At 32.1% G+C, this 20,368-nt stretch carries 19 protein-coding genes; 15 read left to right on the forward strand and 4 right to left on the reverse strand.

All coding sequences use genetic code 11. The annotated features are described in order from the left end of the window. Positions 1-77: 77 nt before the first annotated feature. Positions 78-923 carry an HAD family hydrolase gene (locus A9CBEGH2_RS10360; protein ID WP_115716014.1) on the reverse strand — a complete coding sequence of 282 codons (846 nt, stop codon included), beginning with the start codon at positions 921-923 and terminating at the stop codon, positions 78-80. A 314-nt stretch (positions 924-1,237) separates the two neighbouring features. Here A9CBEGH2_RS10360 and A9CBEGH2_RS10365 point away from each other — a divergent pair, with 314 nt between their 5' ends. Continuing rightward, the gene (locus A9CBEGH2_RS10365) at positions 1,238-2,239 is read left to right on the forward strand and encodes an Rpn family recombination-promoting nuclease/putative transposase (protein WP_163052292.1); all 1,002 of its coding nucleotides are present in this window, start codon (positions 1,238-1,240) and stop codon (positions 2,237-2,239) included. A gap of 187 nt (positions 2,240-2,426) precedes the next feature. Here A9CBEGH2_RS10365 and A9CBEGH2_RS10370 read toward each other — a convergent pair whose 3' ends face one another. Further along, the gene (locus A9CBEGH2_RS10370) at positions 2,427-3,587 is read right to left on the reverse strand and encodes an iron-containing alcohol dehydrogenase (RefSeq protein WP_115716012.1); all 1,161 of its coding nucleotides are present in this window, start codon (positions 3,585-3,587) and stop codon (positions 2,427-2,429) included. 39 nt (positions 3,588-3,626) lie between these two features. Next, positions 3,627-4,388, reverse strand: a complete 762-nt coding sequence (locus tag A9CBEGH2_RS10375) for a hypothetical protein (RefSeq protein WP_163104730.1) — start codon at positions 4,386-4,388, stop codon at positions 3,627-3,629. Positions 4,389-4,486: 98 nt separating this feature from the next. Between A9CBEGH2_RS10375 and A9CBEGH2_RS10380 the strand changes: the two genes are divergently transcribed. Beyond that, positions 4,487-5,233 carry a polysaccharide deacetylase family protein gene (locus A9CBEGH2_RS10380; RefSeq protein ID WP_115716010.1) on the forward strand — a complete coding sequence of 249 codons (747 nt, stop codon included), beginning with the start codon at positions 4,487-4,489 and terminating at the stop codon, positions 5,231-5,233. A gap of 98 nt (positions 5,234-5,331) precedes the next feature. Here A9CBEGH2_RS10380 and A9CBEGH2_RS10385 read toward each other — a convergent pair whose 3' ends face one another. Next, positions 5,332-5,967 (reverse strand): hypothetical protein, encoded by a 636-nt coding sequence (locus A9CBEGH2_RS10385; protein WP_118277577.1) that lies wholly within the window; start codon positions 5,965-5,967, stop codon positions 5,332-5,334. 651 nt (positions 5,968-6,618) lie between these two features. On the opposite strand from A9CBEGH2_RS10385, the gene A9CBEGH2_RS10390 reads away from it, so the two are divergent. The 13 genes from A9CBEGH2_RS10390 (at position 6,619) to deoC (ending at position 20,329) form a co-directional block, all read left to right on the forward strand. Further along, on the forward strand, positions 6,619-8,223 hold the full coding sequence (locus A9CBEGH2_RS10390) for a type I restriction-modification system subunit M (protein ID WP_118277576.1): 1,605 nt from the start codon (positions 6,619-6,621) through the stop codon (positions 8,221-8,223). Continuing rightward, complete coding sequence (locus tag A9CBEGH2_RS10395) at positions 8,223-8,846, forward strand: restriction endonuclease subunit S (protein ID WP_163104732.1); 624 nt, start codon at positions 8,223-8,225, stop codon at positions 8,844-8,846. The genes A9CBEGH2_RS10390 and A9CBEGH2_RS10395 overlap by 1 nt, the downstream gene beginning before the upstream one ends. Positions 8,847-8,980: 134 nt before the next feature. Next, the gene (locus A9CBEGH2_RS10400) at positions 8,981-9,619 is read left to right on the forward strand and encodes a DUF3990 domain-containing protein (RefSeq protein WP_118277574.1); all 639 of its coding nucleotides are present in this window, start codon (positions 8,981-8,983) and stop codon (positions 9,617-9,619) included. Positions 9,620-9,636: 17 nt separating this feature from the next. Next, positions 9,637-10,056, forward strand: coding sequence for a hypothetical protein (locus tag A9CBEGH2_RS10405; RefSeq protein WP_115716005.1), 420 nt, complete (start codon positions 9,637-9,639; stop codon positions 10,054-10,056). After that, positions 10,049-10,552, forward strand: coding sequence for a riboflavin biosynthesis intermediates N-glycosidase (locus A9CBEGH2_RS10410; RefSeq protein ID WP_118277573.1), 504 nt, complete (start codon positions 10,049-10,051; stop codon positions 10,550-10,552). Before A9CBEGH2_RS10405 ends, A9CBEGH2_RS10410 begins: the two co-directional genes overlap by 8 nt. 99 nt (positions 10,553-10,651) lie before the next feature. Next, a complete protein-coding gene (locus tag A9CBEGH2_RS10415; RefSeq protein ID WP_232057339.1) occupies positions 10,652-11,704 on the forward strand; it encodes a restriction endonuclease subunit S in 1,053 nt (350 codons plus the stop codon). A 20-nt stretch (positions 11,705-11,724) separates the two neighbouring features. Next, positions 11,725-14,697, forward strand: a complete 2,973-nt coding sequence (locus A9CBEGH2_RS10420; RefSeq protein ID WP_163104734.1) for a type I restriction endonuclease subunit R — start codon at positions 11,725-11,727, stop codon at positions 14,695-14,697. A gap of 62 nt (positions 14,698-14,759) precedes the next feature. Beyond that, the gene (locus tag A9CBEGH2_RS10425) at positions 14,760-15,686 is read left to right on the forward strand and encodes a site-specific integrase (RefSeq protein ID WP_115716001.1); all 927 of its coding nucleotides are present in this window, start codon (positions 14,760-14,762) and stop codon (positions 15,684-15,686) included. 218 nt (positions 15,687-15,904) lie between these two features. Beyond that, positions 15,905-17,248, forward strand: a complete 1,344-nt coding sequence (locus A9CBEGH2_RS10430; RefSeq protein ID WP_118362095.1) for an MATE family efflux transporter — start codon at positions 15,905-15,907, stop codon at positions 17,246-17,248. A 213-nt stretch (positions 17,249-17,461) separates the two neighbouring features. Then, positions 17,462-17,782, forward strand: coding sequence for a PadR family transcriptional regulator (locus A9CBEGH2_RS10435; protein WP_115715999.1), 321 nt, complete (start codon positions 17,462-17,464; stop codon positions 17,780-17,782). Continuing rightward, entirely contained in the window at positions 17,775-18,374 is a 600-nt protein-coding gene (locus A9CBEGH2_RS10440) for a DUF1700 domain-containing protein (RefSeq protein ID WP_163104736.1), read from the forward strand. Before A9CBEGH2_RS10435 ends, A9CBEGH2_RS10440 begins: the two co-directional genes overlap by 8 nt. Further along, positions 18,361-19,236, forward strand: a complete 876-nt coding sequence (locus A9CBEGH2_RS10445) for a DUF4097 family beta strand repeat-containing protein (protein WP_158572267.1) — start codon at positions 18,361-18,363, stop codon at positions 19,234-19,236. The genes A9CBEGH2_RS10440 and A9CBEGH2_RS10445 overlap by 14 nt, the downstream gene beginning before the upstream one ends. 379 nt (positions 19,237-19,615) lie before the next feature. After that, positions 19,616-20,329 (forward strand): deoxyribose-phosphate aldolase, encoded by a 714-nt coding sequence (deoC, locus tag A9CBEGH2_RS10450; RefSeq protein ID WP_118277568.1) that lies wholly within the window; start codon positions 19,616-19,618, stop codon positions 20,327-20,329. The last annotated feature ends 39 nt before the right edge of the window (positions 20,330-20,368 follow it).

Here is a 20,368-nt window from a genome sequence, read left to right on the forward strand (position 1 = left end):
ATATCATTGGAATATGCAAGTTATATCATTCTAACTTTTAAGGAAATATTTGTATAATCGAAAAAAACAATGAGAGCTTAAAAGAAGGCCTCATTGTTTTCCATATATTCTCGTAATTTTTCCTGGTTATTTGATAACCAGTATTCAATTTCATATTTTACACCATCTTCATCGTTGGTAAATGTAGTTTCAAAATTGCAGATTTCTTTAATTTCTGGTAATGCATTTTTCATAGCAAAGCTAAAATAGGCTTCTTGTAACATTTCATAGTCATTCATGAAATCACCAAAAATCATAACTTCATGTTTTTGAATGCCCAGGTATTTACAAAGCGTTTGTACACCTAATCCTTTATGTATATCTTTTGCCATAATGTCCATCCATTCGAATGCAGAAACAGAAATATTAAAATTATTTAGGTAAGTTTCAAAGTTAGGATATACATGAGATGCTGTGCCTTGTAGATTTAAGACAGCTAATTTTAAAATGTCATCTTCAACTTTTGTAATATCTTCTACTTGTTGATGGTGAAAGTAGTAAGGTGTTACGTGCTGAAGTAAAATCTTTTCATTTTTAAATTCATAATAAGCAGATTTGCGTCCACATACAACAACATATGTATCCGGAATGTTGCGACATATCTCGATAAATTTTTTTACATATCCTTTATCAAGACAGTGTACATCCAAAACATTTTGAGTAGAACCATCTATCGTAATACATCCATTTTCTGCAATAAAATACATATCTTTTTGTACAGGTTGAAATGAGTTTTGTAAAGATGCCAGCTGGCGACCACTCCCTGCGGCAAAAAGAATACCTTGTTGTTTTAACTTTTGAATCAATTCAAAAAAACCTTTCGGCATGGTTTTATCTGTATGCAGCAAAGAGCCATCCATATCAGAAATAATTAATTTAATCATACATAATATCCTTTCAAAATCTAAGATATTTTATCATTATCTACATAGAAGTACAATGCAGAAGATCGATAAAAAAAATAGTAAAGTAACGATAAAGTTAGCAAGAAAGTATATATTTTCCTAATAGAAATAAATTTTTTCTAATTTTTTTGTATTTTTACCTATTGATTTCGTATAAGTTAGTGAACAGGGTAATGTATACCTTGTATATCACGATATCGGTATAGACAAACAATATTCATGTTTTTATAATGAAGATGAATATGTATCATCTTCCGATATCCGTAAAAAAAGAAAGGAAATAGGTGATGCGTATGTCAAATCTGGATATTTTATCCAGGGATTTCTGGAAGGACAACAAGCGTTTTGCGGATTTATTCAACACGGTCTTATACGAAGGAAAACAGGTCATTCTTCCTGAAAAACTGATGGAGGCAGACAGCAATCTGTCAGGAAGCATTCAGACAAAAAAGAAGGAAGATGTCTTTGTTGAAAGAAGGGCAGATCTTATCAGAAAGTTTGCAGGGGACAGTGAATATGCCATCTTCCTGCTGGAAAATCAAAGCCATATCCACTATGGGATGCCTTTGCGGGTCATGATGTATGATGCCTTAGGGTATCGTGAAGAATGTGCAAAGAAGAAAAGAGAAAACAAAAAGAATGCAGTTTATGCAAACAGGGATGAATTCCTGTCAGGAATGCGAAAAGAAGAGAGAATCCATCCTGTATTTACTCTGGTGGTATACTATGGAGAAAAACCATGGGATGGACCAAGAAGACTGAAGGATATGATGGTGGATATGCCAAAATGGATGGAGAAAAGCTTCAGCGACTATTCTATGAATCTGCTGGAAATACGGTCAAGTGAACATGCATTTCAAAACGAGGATGTAAGCAGGCTTGTTTATATGATTCAGCACATCTACAGAAAACAGATAGAAGAGATGAAAAAAGAATGTGCAGATGTGTATGTAAAAAAAGATGTCATAAAACTGGCAGGAGCTATAACAGAAAATGAAGAAATCATAAAGTTTGCGGAAGAACACAAAGAAGAGGAGGCACTTAATATGTGTGAAGCAACGAAACAGTGGGAAGAAAAAATAAGAAATGATGTTATCAACATGATGGGAGTAAGAAAAGAAGGAGAAGAAAACCTTGCACCAGAAGAAGCAATTGAAAGATTAAAACTAAAAGAAAAAATAGAAGGAGAAGCAAAAGGAAAGGCTGAAGAAAAAATAGAAATAGCAGAGAAAATGAAGGCAGAAGGATTTGACAATGCTTTGATTGAAAAACTAACAGGAATCCTTCTACATTAGAATTACATACGAAAACCTCTTTGTATGCTTTTATACGAAGAGGTTTCATTTTAAGTATGTTATAACAGTAATCTAAAAAAGTTAGTTAAGAAGAATTTAGTTTGAATTTCTTTTGTACAATTATAAAAGGGGAAGACTAAAGTGTGTTGATGAATGGAATACTTTTTAATCTTCCTGTTTTTTATTTTTATAAAGCTTTTTTGTAAATATTGATGACATCTTCTTTTGTAAGATTTCTATAACCTCCCTGTAGCTTTTTACTTGCTTTTTCTGCCATGATATCAAAATGCTCTTCATTGATACCAACTTCATGCAGAGTTGTAGGAAGTCCCATTGCCACAAAGAAATCTCTTAAACGTTTAATACCTTCTTTTGCGATTGCATATTCATCTTCTAAATGTGGGGATACCTGCCATACATTCCTTGCGAAATCTACAAACTTATCTACACTTGTCTCATCCAGTACATATTCCATCCAGTATGGTGTTAAAATCGCAAGACCTGCTCCATGGGTAATATCATAAAATGCACTAAGTTCATGCTCCATAGGATGAACACTCCATGGACAACCCTTTCCAAGTTTTAATAAGTCATTAATTGCCCAGCTTCCTGTCCACATTAAATTAGCACGTGCTTCATAATCGTCTGGCTGTTTTACTGCACGAAGTCCATAGGCAATACATGTGCGAAGCAATCCTTCCGCAATACGATCTTGCATGAATCCTTCCGTATTTGTGAAATAACTTTCCATGATATGACTCATGATATCTGCAGTTCCACAAGCTGTCTGATATTTGCTGACGCTAAATGTATAGGTAGGATCTAAAATTGATACGACAGGACGAAATCCAGGATGCCCACAACCCCATTTTTCATTCTTGCTCATATCGGAAATAACTGCAACTGCATCCATTTCTGAACCCGTAGCAGCAAGTGTTAACACAGTTAAAATAGGAAGACAGGATGTTACTTTTGATGCGTCTAATACGATGTCCCAAGGATCTTTATCATAGCTGACACTTCCGGAAATAACTTTCGCACAATCAATCGTACTTCCTCCTCCAATCGCAACAATTACATCAATATTGTGTTTACGGCATAGTTCTACACCTTTGCGAACCGTTTCAATTCTTGGGTTTGGCTCTACACCACTTAATTCAACGACTTCTATCTGATGATTTTTAAATTCTTTCATGGCTTCTTCATAAAGTCCATTTTTTTTGATGCTTCCTCCACCATATACAAGAAGTGCTTTTTTTCCATAAAGTGCTGTTTCTTCCCCTAAGTGAGATATTTGTCCTTTTCCAAAATAAACTTTTGTTTTGATGTCATAAGTAAAATTATTCATGATGAATTTCTCCTTTTTCTCTATTATATAAAAAATGATTTATTCTTCAAAGATATGTCTAACAAAATTTTTACTTCCTTTTTGAATATATTCTATGATTCCATCCCTGCCTTTCTCACGATATATATCATCAAAGAAAAACATGCCCGCTGCAGCAGGAAAGTTCTCCCAAAAAGAACAAGTATCTAAAAAAGACAGAATTTGCTTTTGTAACTGGGAGTCTTTTAATTCTTTCGCTTGATACAATAAACCAAAGACTTCTTCTTTTTTCTTATCATATGTATCTTTTCCAAATACATAGTTATTACAATCCTCATTCCAAGCTAGAAAATTAGCTAGTCCCCCAACAAAGACCATACGATCCAGTGTTTCTAGAAAGTTTTGAGGTACTGGTTCTTTTTTCTTCAATAATAGTTTTGAAACTTCTAATGTTATATAATTTTTCAGAATATAACACATTTGTGAAACAATAGGAGTATAATCTGCAATAAATAGCAGATCAATTTGAATTACAGTAGAATTTTCATAAAGAAATACTCTGTTTTCTCTTGGATAAGATCCAACAACAGGGAAAATGATGATATTTTCAAGTTCTTTAGAGTCAAAAATCTGCTTCCATAAAGATGCATTGAAAACAGGAAATTGTTGAACAATTTGATGCAGTTGTCTATTAAGTTCTTCTACGATTTCTTTTCTTGTAGACACTGGCTTTTTAAATCCTTTCAATTTAGAAAAATCTATGGCATCTTCAATGGAAATATCCTGAAGATAAGCCTGAATGATCGAATCTTGTATATGCATAATACTTCCTCCTGTATCTTAAAAGTATTATACCACCGAAAGAAACAATTGTATGATTTTTGAGAAAGTAGTCCATACTGTTTTTGAGGTGTAGTAGAATGGATAAAAAAACATGGAACAAAATTTTGCTTAGCTGCTTTTGTTTTCTGGGACTTGTTGCGATATCTTCATATTTTGTGCATAAACAAGATCATCCTGTATCAAAACAGTCTACACATAAAATTATGTATTTGACATTTGATGATGGACCAAGTCAACATACACAGGAAGTATTAGATATTTTAAAGAAATATAATGCAAAGGCCACCTTTTTTGTGACAGGTGAAAAAAAAGAATATGAATATTTAATCAAAGAAGAGTATAAGCAGGGACATGCGATAGGAATTCATACATTTTCTCATGACTATGGGAAAATATATTCTAGTCCTGAAGCATATTTTAAAGATATAGAAAAAATGAATGATGTGATTGAAAAACAAATAGGACATAAAGTAAAAATATTACGATTTCCAGGAGGCTCCAGTAATACGGTATCAAGAAAATACTGTGATGGAATTATGACACAGTTAACAAAAGATGTCTTGGATAAAGGATACCAGTATTATGACTGGAATGCATCGAATGGAGATGGCAATAGCAATCTTAGTGTAAGTACGCTGGTTGATACAGGACAAAAAGAAGTTGGAGAGCAGGAAGTTGTCATGGTATTGATGCATGATGGAGCTGGAAGTGAGGAAACTGTAAAAGCACTTCCTTCCTTATTGGAATATTATCAAAAACAGGGCTATGAATTTCGAATTATTGATGACAGTACTCCAGAGTTTCATCATCATGTAAATAATTAAATTAGAAAGTGACACTGATAAAGGTGTCATTTTTCATAGATTGTGTTTCTATATTCGTATAAAATCATGATTTCACTAAAACATAATCTTTCATATACCTATAAAATCCATTTTTGTCCATCTGGCATAATTAACAAGGAACCGGGGATGACTTCTAAAATTTCTCCACTAGGATATTTTCGTACAACAATTTCATTTCGATAAGAAGGGTCTTCTATCCATCTTTCAAAATACAATCTATCATTTTCTCTATAACAAAAAGATTCTGTTTCACTAATGTTAATGTCAACTTTTTGTGGATATAAAATTTGAAAAACGTTATCATGTGCAGATCTTGTCAGCATCAATGGAGTACGATAAAGAAGCAAGTTATAACAATCTTTTGTCGCTGATAAAGACAGGGTAGTAATCAACTCAGTTTTCTTTATTTCATGATCGTATTGTAAAATGTGAATAAGAGATTTTGGAAAGTCTACAAGTAATATCTGTATTTTATCATCAAAGAAAATAGGTTTTCCAAAGTATTGTCCTACCTTACTTTTCATTGGTTCAATAACAGTTCCATCAGGGTAATGAATAAAAACAAGTCTATTTGATTTTATGGAATGATTACTACGGTACAATTCTTCTGCTTCATATAAATCTCCTTCTGTATAATCACTTCCCCAATACCACTCATGACTTCCTTCTAAAAGTTCTATATACGTTATTCCCTGTAAATTTAGCTTTTTCATAAAATTTACCTCCATAGTTTTAACTATTGTAATGAAGTTATCTATGCTTCGATTATAAAAAGTGTGATTGTAGAACGTCAATGAAAGAAAAATAAAGAAATTTGAAGATTGTATAAAATTGGGTGATGGTTTTAGCTTTTATATGGTAAAGCACTTTTTGGAGTATACTGGATGTTATTGTTTTTAAAAGCTTTAAAAGTAATTATCTAAATTTAGCTTAGAATATAGGTATAAGGGACTTTTAATAATTTTATATATGCATAAAACAATATAAAAGGTATATGCAGATGTTAGATTAAAATTTTTTGAATTTAGAAAAGGATAGAAAATTAGTAGATAATTTACGAATTCAAATATAAATATATACCAATGCTCTCGAAATAAAGATATAATGATTATATTAGGTTTATAATTTATTGTATTATGTTTTTCTACGATGATGTTCAAGCTACAAATTGATAGGAAATGGACTTTACCAAGAAAGTAGATAACAATATAAATACTATATTTCAATGATCTAGTAATGATTATATCAGGAAAAGTATTTGCCAAAATTGCATGGTAGGTACTATTTAAGTTATATCATTAAGAAATGTATATGCATTGTTTTAGTATTAGATTTTTTTATTAAAAAGAGAGGAGATTTATAAAATGGCAGAAATAGAAAACAGCAAAGATCTTTTAAGCGTCTTATGGAGTGGAGCAGATATACTTCGATCAAAAATGGATGCAAATGAATATAAGGATTATTTATTAGGGATTGTTTTTTATAAATATTTATCAGATTCCTTTTTGATTAAAGTATATGATCTTCTTAATGATGAAAAGCCTTCATCTTTGAAAGCTGCATTAGAAGAATATAGAGAGGCGTTGAAAGATGAGAGTGCTGATGAGTTAATGGAGGAAATCAAGTCTACTTGTCATTATGTTATCGAACCAGAACTTACATATACTTGTTTTGCGGATGCAGCTAGAAATAATTCATTTAACAGAGAATATTTACAGAAAGCATTTAATAATATCGAGCAAAGTGATCCTTTATTTACAGATTTATTTACAGATATTGATTTGTATTCTAATCGTTTAGGAACTGGAGATCAAAAGCAAAGCGATACGATTTCTAGTTTAATCAAAGAAATTGATAAAGCTGATTTGTTAAATACGGATGATGATGTTTTAGGAAATGCTTATGAATACTTAATTGGACAATTTGCATCAGAAACAGGAAAGAAAGCTGGGGAATTTTATACACCTCAAGCTGTTTCTAAGATATTAACGAAAATTGCAATAGCAGGGCAGGAAGATAAAAAAGGATTATCTGTATATGATCCTTGTATGGGATCAGGTTCGCTTCTGTTGAATGCAAAGAAGTATGCGAAAGATCCAAGAAATATAAAATACTATGGTCAAGAACTTATGCCTTCTACATATAATCTTGCAAGAATGAATATGTTTTTGCATGGCGTTGCGCCAGAAAATCAAAAGTTAAGACATGGCGATACATTAGATGCTGATTGGCCTACAGATGAAGAAACAGATTTCAATATGGTTTTGATGAATCCTCCATATTCCGCTAAATGGAGTGCTGCACAAGGTTTTTTACAAGATGAACGTTTTAGTGATTATGGCGTGCTAGCTCCAAAGTCAAAAGCAGACTATGCTTTCTTGCTACATGGACTTTATCATTTGAAAAGTAGCGGAACTATGGCAATCGTATTACCTCATGGCGTTTTATTTAGAGGAGCTGCAGAGGGTAAAATCAGAGAGAAATTACTTCGTTCAGGGAATATATATGCTGTTATTGGGCTGCCTGCAAATTTGTTTTACAATACATCTATCCCAACTTGTATCGTTGTATTGAAAAAACATAGAGATGGAAGAGATGTATTATTTATTGATGCTTCGAAGAAATTCAATAAAGGGAAAAAACAAAATGAAATGACTGATAAACATATTGACTCTGTAATGGATTTATATGTACGAAGAGAGACAGTTGATAAAGAATCTTATCTTGCAAGCTTTGAGGATATTGAAAAAAATGATTTTAATTTAAATATTCCTAGATATGTAGATAATTTTGAAAAAGAAGAACCGATTAATATTCAAGAACTTTTAGTGGATATGAAACAAACGGATGCAGAACTTCAAAAAACACAAAATGAGTTTGTATCTATGTTACATGAATTAACAAGTTCTGATGAAAACATAATTTCTTCATTAAATGATTGCATTAAATTGATGGAGGAGGAATTATAATGATGAAACCTAAAATCAGATTTAATGGATTCACCGATGATTGGGAACAGCGTAAGCTGGAAGAGATTTATCAAAATATAGGAAATGCTTTTGTAGGAACAGCTACACCATATTATGTTGATACAGGGCATTTTTATCTTGAATCGAATAATATTAAGGATGGACAAATAAATAGGAACAATGAAGTTTTTATAAATGATGAATTTTATGAAAGACAAAAGGATAAATGGCTACATACTGGTGATATGGTAATGGTTCAGTCAGGTCATGTAGGTCATACTGCTGTAATACCTGAAGAATTGGATAATTCTGCTGCCCACGCATTGATTATGTTTCGGAATCCAAAAATAGAAATAGAACCTTATTTTTTAAATTATCAATACCAAACTATAAAATCCAAAAGGAAAATAAATAATATAACTACTGGTAATACAATCAAACATATCCTTGCGTCAGATATGTACAATTTTATTGTTGACGTATCTGATATAGAAGAACAACAACAAATTGCTAATTATTTTTTGGAGTTAGATCACCTCATCACTCTTCACCAGCGAAAGGTGGAGCAAATGAAGAATTTAAAGAAATATATGCTTCAAAATATGTTTCCAGCAGAAAAATAAGATTTTTATAAATTTATTATTTTAGTCAAAAATATTATATGGTTAATTAAATTTAAAGATAACTTATGATGTAATACAGTATAAGTTAGACAATGTAAGAATATTATATATCTTTGAAGAGAGGGGAATTGATAATGATATTATTTCATGGAACTTCAAATCGTGAAGTTATTCCGCAATTTGGTTTAGGAAATGAAAAACATGATTACGGAAAAGGGTTCTATCTCACTGATAATCTTGATTTAGCTAAGGAATGGGCTGTTTATCGTCCTGATGAATCAAATGGCTGGGTTCATAAATATATGCTGAATATGGATGGTTTGCGTGTTTTAGACTTTCAAAATGAAAACATTCTTTCTTGGCTTGCGGAATTAATGAAGCATAGAGATGCTGCTGATTCAAAAAGATATCGTATGTTAGCAAAAAAGTTTATTGATAAATATGGTATTCCTACAGAAGACTATGATGTTATAAAAGGATATCGTGCGGACGCCTCTTACTTTTATATCGCTAAGGCTTTTGTTCGTGATGAAGTTGATGTTGATATTTTAGAGGAATTGTTATCTCTTGGTGGTTTAGGTATTCAATACTGTATTAAATCACAAAAAGCTTTTGATAATTTAATAGAAATTAAAGAAGATATTATCCCAGTACAATTTTCAGAATATAATGAAAAATATAATGAGAGAGATATTGCCGCAAGAGAAAAGATGAAACGATTGATTGACTCTGATCGCAATCAAGTCACAAAAGTATTTAGCACACTTTTTTAGATTTGGAGGAAATTTATATGCATGTTTATTCAAAAGCCTATTTAGATGAAGTTGTAGAAACGCAAGGCAAACTTTTTGATTATATAGCTAGTACATACCCAGAAATGGATACAGAAGATTTTATAGTTTCTTATATGACAAGTAAAACTAGAGAGTATATTGATGAGGGACAAGCCTATGTTTGCACGATGAGTGTAAAGGATTTGTGGCAGTACTTTAAACTAATTGATCATTATGAATTAAAAAAGGGGAAAGCTCTTAAAGGTTTTTTGCCAGATTGGATTGGAGAGTTTTATGCCTATTATCAATGGAAAAATAAAATAAGTAGTAAAGATCTTCTTAAAAAAATTCCTTTAGATTACTTGAAAAAAGCTTATCCTGGATTACATGATTTAGAACTGGATTTAGCTGTTCAAAAGGTTACTAAATATGAATAATATTGTTTGTTTTCATAATCCTGAAGAAGAAAATGGATGGTTAAGTAATTGGTATTTATCAAATTTTAGAGTACAAAATATTTGCTTTACTTCTATGGAACAATATTTAATGTACCAAAAAGCTATCGTATTTAATGATATAAATACTGCAAATACAATCTTGGAAGAACATAATCCAGCTGTAATTAAGCAATTAGGTAGAAACATAAATAATTATGATGAAGTAATTTGGAATGGTATTCGCCAAATTATTGCTTATAGAGGAATTTTAGAAAAATTTACACAAAATGAAGAATTAGGTAAAAAGTTAGCAGAAACAGAATCAGCAATTTTAGCTGAATGTGCTGTTAACGATAAAATTTGGGGTATTGGAAAATCAATGAAAGATCCTGAAAGATTTGATATGCATAAATGGACTGGACAAAACTTATTAGGGTTTACAACTATGCAAGTAAGAAATCATTTCTTTTTAGAAGGAAAAGATAGTAGTAAATAGTGTTACTAACACCTTATTACATCATTACAACGTAAGTATTTTATTGAGTGAACATTTAGTATTATTACTTGGGAACAGCGTAAGTTAGGTGAACTTACAATATACCGTAATGGAACAGGGCATGAAGAAAAGCAATCTGAAAGTGGAAAATATGAGTTGATTAATTTAAATTCTATTTCTATTGATGGTGGATTAAAGCCTTCTGGAAAGTTTATTGATGAAGAAACAGAAACACTTTTAAAAGATGATTTAGTAATGGTTCTTAGTGATGTGGGACACGGCGATTTGCTTGGAAGGGTGGCTATAATCCCTGAAAATAATAGGTTTGTGTTAAATCAGCGAGTGGCTTTATTAAGAAATAATAGTTCTGTGGATATCAAATATTTATTTTCTTATATCAACGCTCATCAGATATATTTCAAAAAACAAGGTGCTGGTTCATCTCAATTGAATATATCACGAGGTAGTGTAGAAAACTTTGAAGTTTTATTACCACATAAAGATGAACAAAAGAAAATTGGCAAGTATTTATCGAGCATTGATAACCTTATCACCCTTCACCAGCGAAAGTATAATCTTTGCAATAAAGTTAAGGTATACGCTTGGGAACAGCGTAAGTTAGGTGAACTTACAATATACCGTAATGGAACAGGGCATGAAGAAAAGCAATCTGAAAGTGGAAAATATGAGTTGATTAATTTAAATTCTATTTCTATTGATGGTGGATTAAAGCCTTCTGGAAAGTTTATTGATGAAGAAACAGAAACACTTTTAAAAGATGATTTAGTAATGGTTCTTAGTGATGTGGGACACGGCGATTTGCTTGGAAGGGTGGCTATAATCCCTGAAAATAATAGGTTTGTGTTAAATCAGCGAGTGGCTTTATTAAGAAATAATAGTTCTGTGGATATCAAATATTTATTTTCTTATATCAACGCTCATCAGATATATTTCAAAAAACAAGGTGCTGGTTCATCTCAATTGAATATATCACGAGGTAGTGTAGAAAACTTTGAAGTTTTATTACCACATAAAGATGAACAAAAGAAAATTGGCAAGTATTTATCGAGCATTGATAACCTTATCACCCTTCACCAGCGAAAGAAAAAATATACAAAAAAACCAATAATTTTACTAAAAATAACATTTTAATCACAAAGGAGATGGGAATTATGTCTGAATTAGAAACATTGCTAGAACAAAAATTGATTGATCAATTAGTTTATGGGGATTCACAGTGGACATATAGAAGCGATTTGAAGACGGAAGAAGATTTATGGAAAAATTTTAAGTATATTCTTGAACAGAATAATAAAGATAGATTAAATGGAGAAATGCTTTCAGATTCTGAATTTGAGCAGGTGAAAAATCAATTGCAGTTTTCTTCATTTTTTAAGGCTGGCGAATGGTTGGTTGGTGAAAACGGTAAGGTAATGGTTCATGTACAGAGAGATACAGAAAAGTTACATCTTGTTGTTATGAATCATGAACATATTGCTGGTGGTAGCAGTGTGTATGAAGTTATCAATCAGTATCGAGCATTTGACGAAAATGAAAAAAATACATATTCACGAAATCGTCGCTTTGATGTTACTCTTATGATAAATGGATTACCTATGATTCATATTGAACTTAAAAATAAACAGCATTCTTATATGGACGCGTTTTGGCAAATTAAAAAATATATTGGTGAAGGAAAATTTACAGGTATATTTTCTGCTGTTCAAATGTTTGTTATTAGTAATGGGGTCGATACAAAATATTTTTCGGCGGCAAGTGATACGGAGTTAAATCCTAAATTTATGAGTGGCTGGCTGGATCGTGACAATAATCCAGTAAGCGATTACCTTGATTTTACGAAAAGTGTACTTCGTATTCCTACAGCTCATGAAATGATTGCAAGATATACTGTTTTAGATGAAGATTCTAAAAGATTAATCTTATTAAGGCCATATCAAATTCATGCGATTGAATCTATACGAGATGCATCAAAAATAGGAAAATCGGGTTTTGTATGGCATACAACAGGGTCAGGCAAGACTCTAACGTCTTATAAAGCTACAAGAAATCTTTTAATGGATATTCCATCTCTTGATAAAACAATCTTTTTAATTGATAGGAAAGATTTAGATACACAAACTTCACAAGCATTTCAATCTTATGCAAATAATGATTTAATTGATGTAGATGAAACAGGAAATGTGAACGATTTAAAAAACAAGTTAAAATCAAACGATCGACAAGTAATTGTTACGACCATACAAAAACTACAAAGACTGATTACAAAACGTCTACAGGAAGGAACTCCTGAATATATTAAAATTAAAAACTTAAAAATTGCATTTGTTGTGGATGAATGTCATAGGGCAGTAACTCCAGCAACGAAAAGAGAATTGGAAAAGTTCTTCGGTAAGTCCATGTGGTATGGATTTACTGGAACACCTAGATTTGCTGAAAATCCTTATCCGCAATTAGGGGATTTACCTAGAACAACAGAAGAATTATATGGACAAATATTGCATCGATACACAATTCAAAACGCCATTCATGATAATGCAGTGCTTGGCTTTCAAGTAGAACATATAGGGCCAAAAAATTTAGTTGATGAAACGGATTCGGAAATCTACGAAAATGAAGTTCATATGATGAATGTTTTAGATGTTATATTAAACAAGTCCTATCATAAGCTAGGATTTCAAAATGGGAAAGGAATGACATATGAAGCAATCTTAACAACAAGTTCTATTCAAATGGCACAGAAATACTATGATCTTTTAAAGAAAGTAAAAAATGGGGAAACCGATATTATTGTTAATGAAAAAATGAAACAGGTTCTTCCAGATTTTCCAAAATTTGCGATTACATATTCTGTGACAGAAAATGAAGAGGGATCATTTGTAAATCAAAATAAAATGAAAGAATCTCTGGATGACTATAATCAGATGTTTTCAACTACATATGATTTATCACAGATTCAGATTTATAATGATAACTTAAATAAGCGTTTAGCTAGAAAAGATGCTAAATATAAGAGCAGAAGGGAACAGCTTGATTTAGTTATTGTGGTGGATCGTCTTCTGACAGAATTTGATGCTCCTTGTATGTCTACCATGTTTATTGATCGGCAGCCTATGGGACCTCATGATTTGATTCAAGCATTCTCAAGAACAAATCGTATCTTTGATAGTGATAAAAAATATGGACAAATTGTTACTTTTCAAGCACCTATACTTTTTAAGGAAGCTGTGGATAATGCTGTAAAATTATATTCAGCCGGTGGAACCAAAGATGCTATTGCGGCAGAATGGAATGAAGTTGAATCTGCATTTAGAAAGGCATTGGCGTCTTTAAGAATATCTGCAAAGACACCAGAAGAAATTCCTTCTATGTCTAAAAAAGAAAAAGAAGTGTTTGTAAAGATGTTTCAAAATTTTGATAGATTGTTCGCTCAGCTCAAGTCGTTTACTAACTATGATGATTCTATGTTAGAAAATTATGATATTACACAGGAAGAATATGATAACTATGCAGGACATTATAAAAATATACTGGAATGGCTAAAAAGTGAGCGAATAACCTCTGAAGAGATAGAACCAGTAAGTCCACAAATTGATTATGATTACGAACTTGTGGCGTATAGTCATACGAAAATAGATTATGAATATATTATCAACTTAATTCAAAATATTGTTACTTCGGAATATATAAATGAAGAAATTACACCAGAGGAAAGACAAAAGAAAATTGACGAAGTTAAGCAGTATATTGAAGAACTGGGAAAAGAAAATTATAAAGTTGCCGATATTATGTCAAACATTGTTTATCAAATTGAAGTAGATAAGAGTAAATATCGAGGGCAATCTATTTTGAATATTATAGAAAATATGAAACAAGAATGTATTGATAATGTAGTTAGCGAATTTTGTCAAACCTGGTACGCATCAAAAGAAGAAGTTTTGTATGCAGCTACCCATTACAGAAATAAAGAAATTCCAAATGAAAGTGCAATCAAAGCAACGATTGATTATGCAACCTATAAGCAAACTCAAGAAAATCCACTTCCAAAGTTTAAATATTATAACAAAATGATGAGTGAACTTAGAAACATAATGGAAGAAGAAATAAAACCACTGTTGTCAAGGTAAATAGACGGGAAAGGTTTCTTTGTTTAAATCAGTGTAAGCAATTTTATAAGTGGAGGTAGCTTATGGTAAACAATATAAACAAGGAAACCTTATTTTGTGAATATTATAAACAATGGATTGAAGTGTATAAAAAAGGAGCGATTAGAGATGCCACTATGGCAAAATATCTAATGACACAAAAGTGGGTTGAAAAACTTGTCCCAAATTTAAAGATAGGAGAACTAAATAGAACGGTTTATCAACAGATTCTAAATGATTATGCGAAAGAGCATGAAAGACAAACAACATTGGATTTTCATCATCAGTTAAAAGGAGCAATTTTGGATGCAGTTGATGAAGGTCTGCTTATTAGAGATCCTACTAGAAAGTCTATTATCAAAGGAAAAACACCAAAAGCAAAGAAAATCAAGTATTTGAATCAATTTGAGCTGCATGCCTTGATTGCAAACCTGGATTTAAAAGAAACGGTTAACTGGGATTGGTTCATTTTGCTTGTAGCAAAAACAGGAATGCGTTTTTCAGAAGCTTTGGCAATTACACCCGATGATTTTGATTTTTCAAGACAAACTTTGTCAATCAGCAAGACCTGGGATTATAAAGGTGAGGGAGGTTTTTTACCGACTAAGAATAAGTCATCTGTAAGAAAAATACAAATTGACTGGCAAATTGTAGTGAAATTTTCTGAGCTGATTAAGTCATTACCAAAGGATAAACCGATTTTTGTTAGAGAAGAAAAAATTTATAATTCTACAGTTAATGATGTTTTAGCAAGGCATTGTAAAGCTTGTGGAACTTCACTGATATCTATTCATGGTTTAAGACATACACATGCCTCATTGTTATTGTTTGCAGGAGTTTCGATTGCGAGTGTGGCAAGAAGATTAGGGCATGCTAGTATGACAACAACGCAAAAGACATATTTGCATATCATACAAGAATTAGAAAACAAAGATGTAGATCTTGTTATGAGAACTTTGTCTGGACTATAATAAGAATAAACAGAAAAATTGCTTACACTGATACTAAATACTATATTTACTAATATCGATACTCAAAATACGCAAAATCCAGTTTTGTTTTTACAATCTGGGTTTTTCTTTGTATCAATAAAACAGGAAGACATCATAGATAAATATGCATAATTTGCGTGTAAAAGAATGCATTGGCAATATAGGTATGATAAAATATTTTTCATGGCGGTGATAGAATGAAAAATATGACAGAGGGAAATGTTACAAAATTAATCATCAATTTTGCGATACCGGTTTTACTGGGAAATATATTTCAACAGTTTTATACAATGGCGGATACTATGATGGTAGGAAAAATATTAGGTGTGCAGGCTTTAGCGGCAATGGGGGCCACTTCCGCATTATCTAATTTAATGATTGGTTTGATTAGCGGGATAGCGATGGGGGTAACCATATTGATTGCGCAATATTATGGAGCCAAAGATGAAGAAGGAATGAAAACTTCTACAGCTGGGTGTATTCTTCTTTGTGTAGGTTCTACAGTATTGATCGTATTGGTTTCTATGGTGTTAAAATCGCCTTTATTAACCCTGTTACAAACACCGCAAAGTATTTTTATGGATGCAGATAACTATTTAAGTGTCATTTTTTTAGGATTGTTTATTACGATGGCATATAATATGATGGCAAGTATGATGAGGTCTATTGGCGATAGTAAAACACCTCTATATTTTCTGATTATCGCATCTTTATCAAATGTCGCATTGGATTATATTTTTCTGGTATATTTTCATATGGGAATCTTAGGTGCTGCATATGCAACCGTATTGGCACAAGGGTTAAGTGTAGTGTTATGCTTTTTCTACATGCGAAAAAAATATCCCATGTTTGTCTTAAAGAAGAAAGATTTCCATATAGAAAAAGAACTGCTGCTTCATCAGTTGTCTATGGGAATTTCTATGGGTCTTATGAATTCTATTGTGTCCATCGGTTCTGTTGTTTTGCAAAGTGCGGTAAATCAGCTTGGAGAAATTACGATTGCGGCCCATACAGCAGCTAGAAAAATAGTAGAAATGCTAATGCAGCCAATGATTAGTATTGCGATTGCAAATACAACATTTGTATCACAAAATCTTGGTGCGAAACAGTTCACACGTATTCGTACTGGACAAAGAAAATGTGTGCTCTTATGCACTGTATGGGTTGTGCTTGTTATTGTCATATCCTTTACATGTATTGACGCGCTGTTAAGTCTATTGGTCAATGCGAAGGAAACACAGGTTATGCTACTTGCGAAACGTTATTCAAGAATCAGCAGTTTATTTTATTTTGTCTTGGCTATTTTATTCATTTATCGAAATGGATTGCAGGGACTTGGCAATGGAAGAATACCCATTCTTTCCAGTTGTATTGAAATGGGAGTGAAAGTAGCAGCTACATTCTTATTGATTCCATTTACTGGCTATTATGGAATTTGTTTTGTAGAACCAATCGCATGGACGATCATGGGACCATTTCTGTGTTATTTCTTTTATCATGATCTAAGGAAAAAGGAAGTACAGAATTTAAAAACTGAATAAATAAATTATATACTTTATGGGAACACGCTGTGTTCCTTTTTTTACTTATACCATAAAATTTATGGTTTATTTCTGTTGTTTTACCATAAATTTTATGGGCTTCATAAACTCTATCTTATACAAAGAGGAGTATCATAAAATAAAATACTTCGAATATTATATTCCTTTTATATATTATACGACGTATAATATTGTTGAAGAAAGGTGATGCAGATGGTTTTTCAGTTAGGTTCTAGTTTGTTGGATGCCTGCGTACTTGCGACATTACATAAAGAAGATACGTATGGCTATCGTTTAACACAGGAAGTAAAACGGGTGATGGATATTAGCGAATCTACCTTATATCCAGTTCTTCGTCGCTTGATGAAAGAAGGATATTTAGAAACATATGATCAGCAGCATATGGGTAGAAATCGAAGATATTATCGTCTAACAGAGGCAGGAAAAGAAAAGTATAGAGAATATGTAAAAGAATGGGATGAGTTTTCTGATAAAGTATCAGATATTTTGAAGGGAGGAATAGAAAATGAGTAAACAGGAGTATATTCATCAGCTTAAAGCGAAATTAAAGGGACTGGATGAAAAGGAAATTGAAGATGCGATTACATATTGTGAAGAATATTTTGATGATGCAGGGGAAGGAAATGAAGAACAAGTAATAAAGGATTTGGGAACACCTGGCAAATTTGCGGCACAGTTAAAAGCCGAATCAATTATTCGAGAAGAAGAAACAGGTACAAAAAAGAAAAATAGTGCATTCCGTAATTTTTGGATTGTGCTCATTGGATTGTGTGCTTTGCCGCTTGCCTTTCCTATTCTGTTAGTTGTCGCAATCATCTTATTTACCGTGTTCATCATTGCGTTAAGTTTATTATTTGCACTGGTGGTTTCCGCTTTTGCAATCATAACTTCCGGTTTTCCTCTGCTAATGAATGCATTTCTACATTTAGATGCACCAGGTAATGCCTTGATTGCGGCAGGAGGAGGTTTGTTTTGCATAGGACTGGCACTTTTGCTTGGCAGTCTTTCGTATTGTTTAGTTAAAAAATTATTAGAATGGGGAACAAAATTATTTTCATCTATATATGAAAAAGCAAAGGGAGGAAAGAGACATGAAAAAGCATAATAAGTTGTTTTACATTAGTATCACAGGTTTGCTTCTTGTTGTCGTAGGTACATGCATGATTGGTGCTGGAATTTCTGCTGGTGGAAGTAAAACGTTTCTTTCTGTAAACGAATCAACAGCTTCCTGGTGGCCATTTTCTGCAAGTGTTGGATTTGGTGATGGTGAGTGGGATAATAAGGAAATATTTCATGGTTCTGTCAAGAAATCGTTCACACCTAAAAATATAATAGAATTACATGTAGCAGTGGGAGATATAGAAATTCGAAAAGGAAATGAAAATATTTGTACTTTATATAATATTGCAGATGATAAATTTGAAATGAAAGAAGAAGATGGAAAGCTTTTTATAAAAGTTCTATCTTCAATAGGAAACAATAAGAATCAGAAATTGGTCTTGCAGCTGAAAGATCCTACGCAAGTAAAAGTTGTTTCTGCCTCTGTAGAAACAGGGGATGTAGATATTTCAAATATGGAATTAGAGGAAATATATGCGAAAAGCAATGTAGGAGATGTTACATTAAAAAATGTACAGGCAAAAGCAGGAAGCATAACAAGTGAAACAGGAGATATTGAAACTGTAAATACAATTTTTGATATGGTAGAAATAGGCAGCCAGGTAGGGGATATTGATTATGATGGCGATATAAAAGGCAATAGTAGTATAAATACAGAAGTTGGAGATATTAATGTTTCTTTAATGAGAGGGAAAGAGGAATATGGTTTTAAAGTTGTATCTTCATTAGGGGATATAGAAATTGATGATGAAAAATATGCTTATGGAGAAACTTCGTTAAATGCAAACACTAAGCAAAACATACAAATTAATTGCAGTACAGGATCTGTAGAAATTAATTTTAAATAATACCATAAAAGGGGCTGAAACAGTTGAGTGATGTTTAAATCCGCTCAAAGAGTTACAGCTCTTTTCTTGTCGTTATTGATGATATTTCTTGAAATTATATCTAAGACATACTAAAAGAAATTCTATTTTTACGTTTTCAGTCCCTTTCTTGTAAACCTGTGAATTTCATATTTTGCTTAAGCATTCCAAAACCTCCTTTTACTAGGCTGCTTTTCTGTTTTTTAACTACTTTCCAAAGTCAGTAGCAAGATTCTCATTTATCTTTTTCTGGAACTCTTTCTTTTTTATTGACATAATAAAATCATTGGTTATAATAAAAATATAAAATGTATCATACAATTGATACAAATTGAATGATAACTAATAGGAGGAAACTAAAATGAAGCATTTAACAAAAAAAGCAGAGGAAATGACAGTAAAAGAATTGGCATCTTATATTGATTATTCTGTATTAAAGCCAGAATTCAGCGAAGATGAAATTATTGCACTTACCAAAGATGGCGTGGAACTAGGGTGTGCTACCATATGTATAAATCCTGGCTATTTGGATTTATGTGAACCACTTGTAAAAGGAAGTGAAACAATGCTTTGCCCTGTATGTGATTTTCCTTTTGGGACAAGTTCAACAGAGTCTAAAGTTAAACAGGCAGAAATTGCTGCAAAATATGAAACAGTAAAAGAAATTGATATCGTTGCCAACTATGGATGGCTTCGCAGTGGAAAATATGACGAAGTGACAAAAGATTTAAAAGCAGTTGTTGATGTTTGTCATAAATATGGAAAAGAAGTAAAAGTTATTTTAGAAACAGATGCGTTAAATGAAGAACAAATTCGTAAAGGGTGCCATTGTGTGATGGATGCAGGTGGAGATTTTGTAAAAACAAGTACAGGGTTCTTGACTGGATTTGAAGCACATGGGGCTACACCAGAAGTTATTAAAATGATGCAGGAAGAAGTTGGCGATGTTTGTAAAGTAAAAGGAAGTGGATGTATCCGAACAAGAGAACATTTCTTAAAACTTATTGATATGGGAATTGACCGTATGGGAGTTGGATATAAATCAGTTCCTGTAGTACTTGATTTGAAAAAATAAATTGAAATGAACCTTATTATTTGAATCCCTAAATAGTAA

It is taken from the genome of Amedibacterium intestinale, from assembly GCF_010537335.1.
GTDB classification, from domain to species: Bacteria; Bacillota_I; Bacilli_A; order Erysipelotrichales; family Erysipelotrichaceae; genus Amedibacterium; species Amedibacterium intestinale.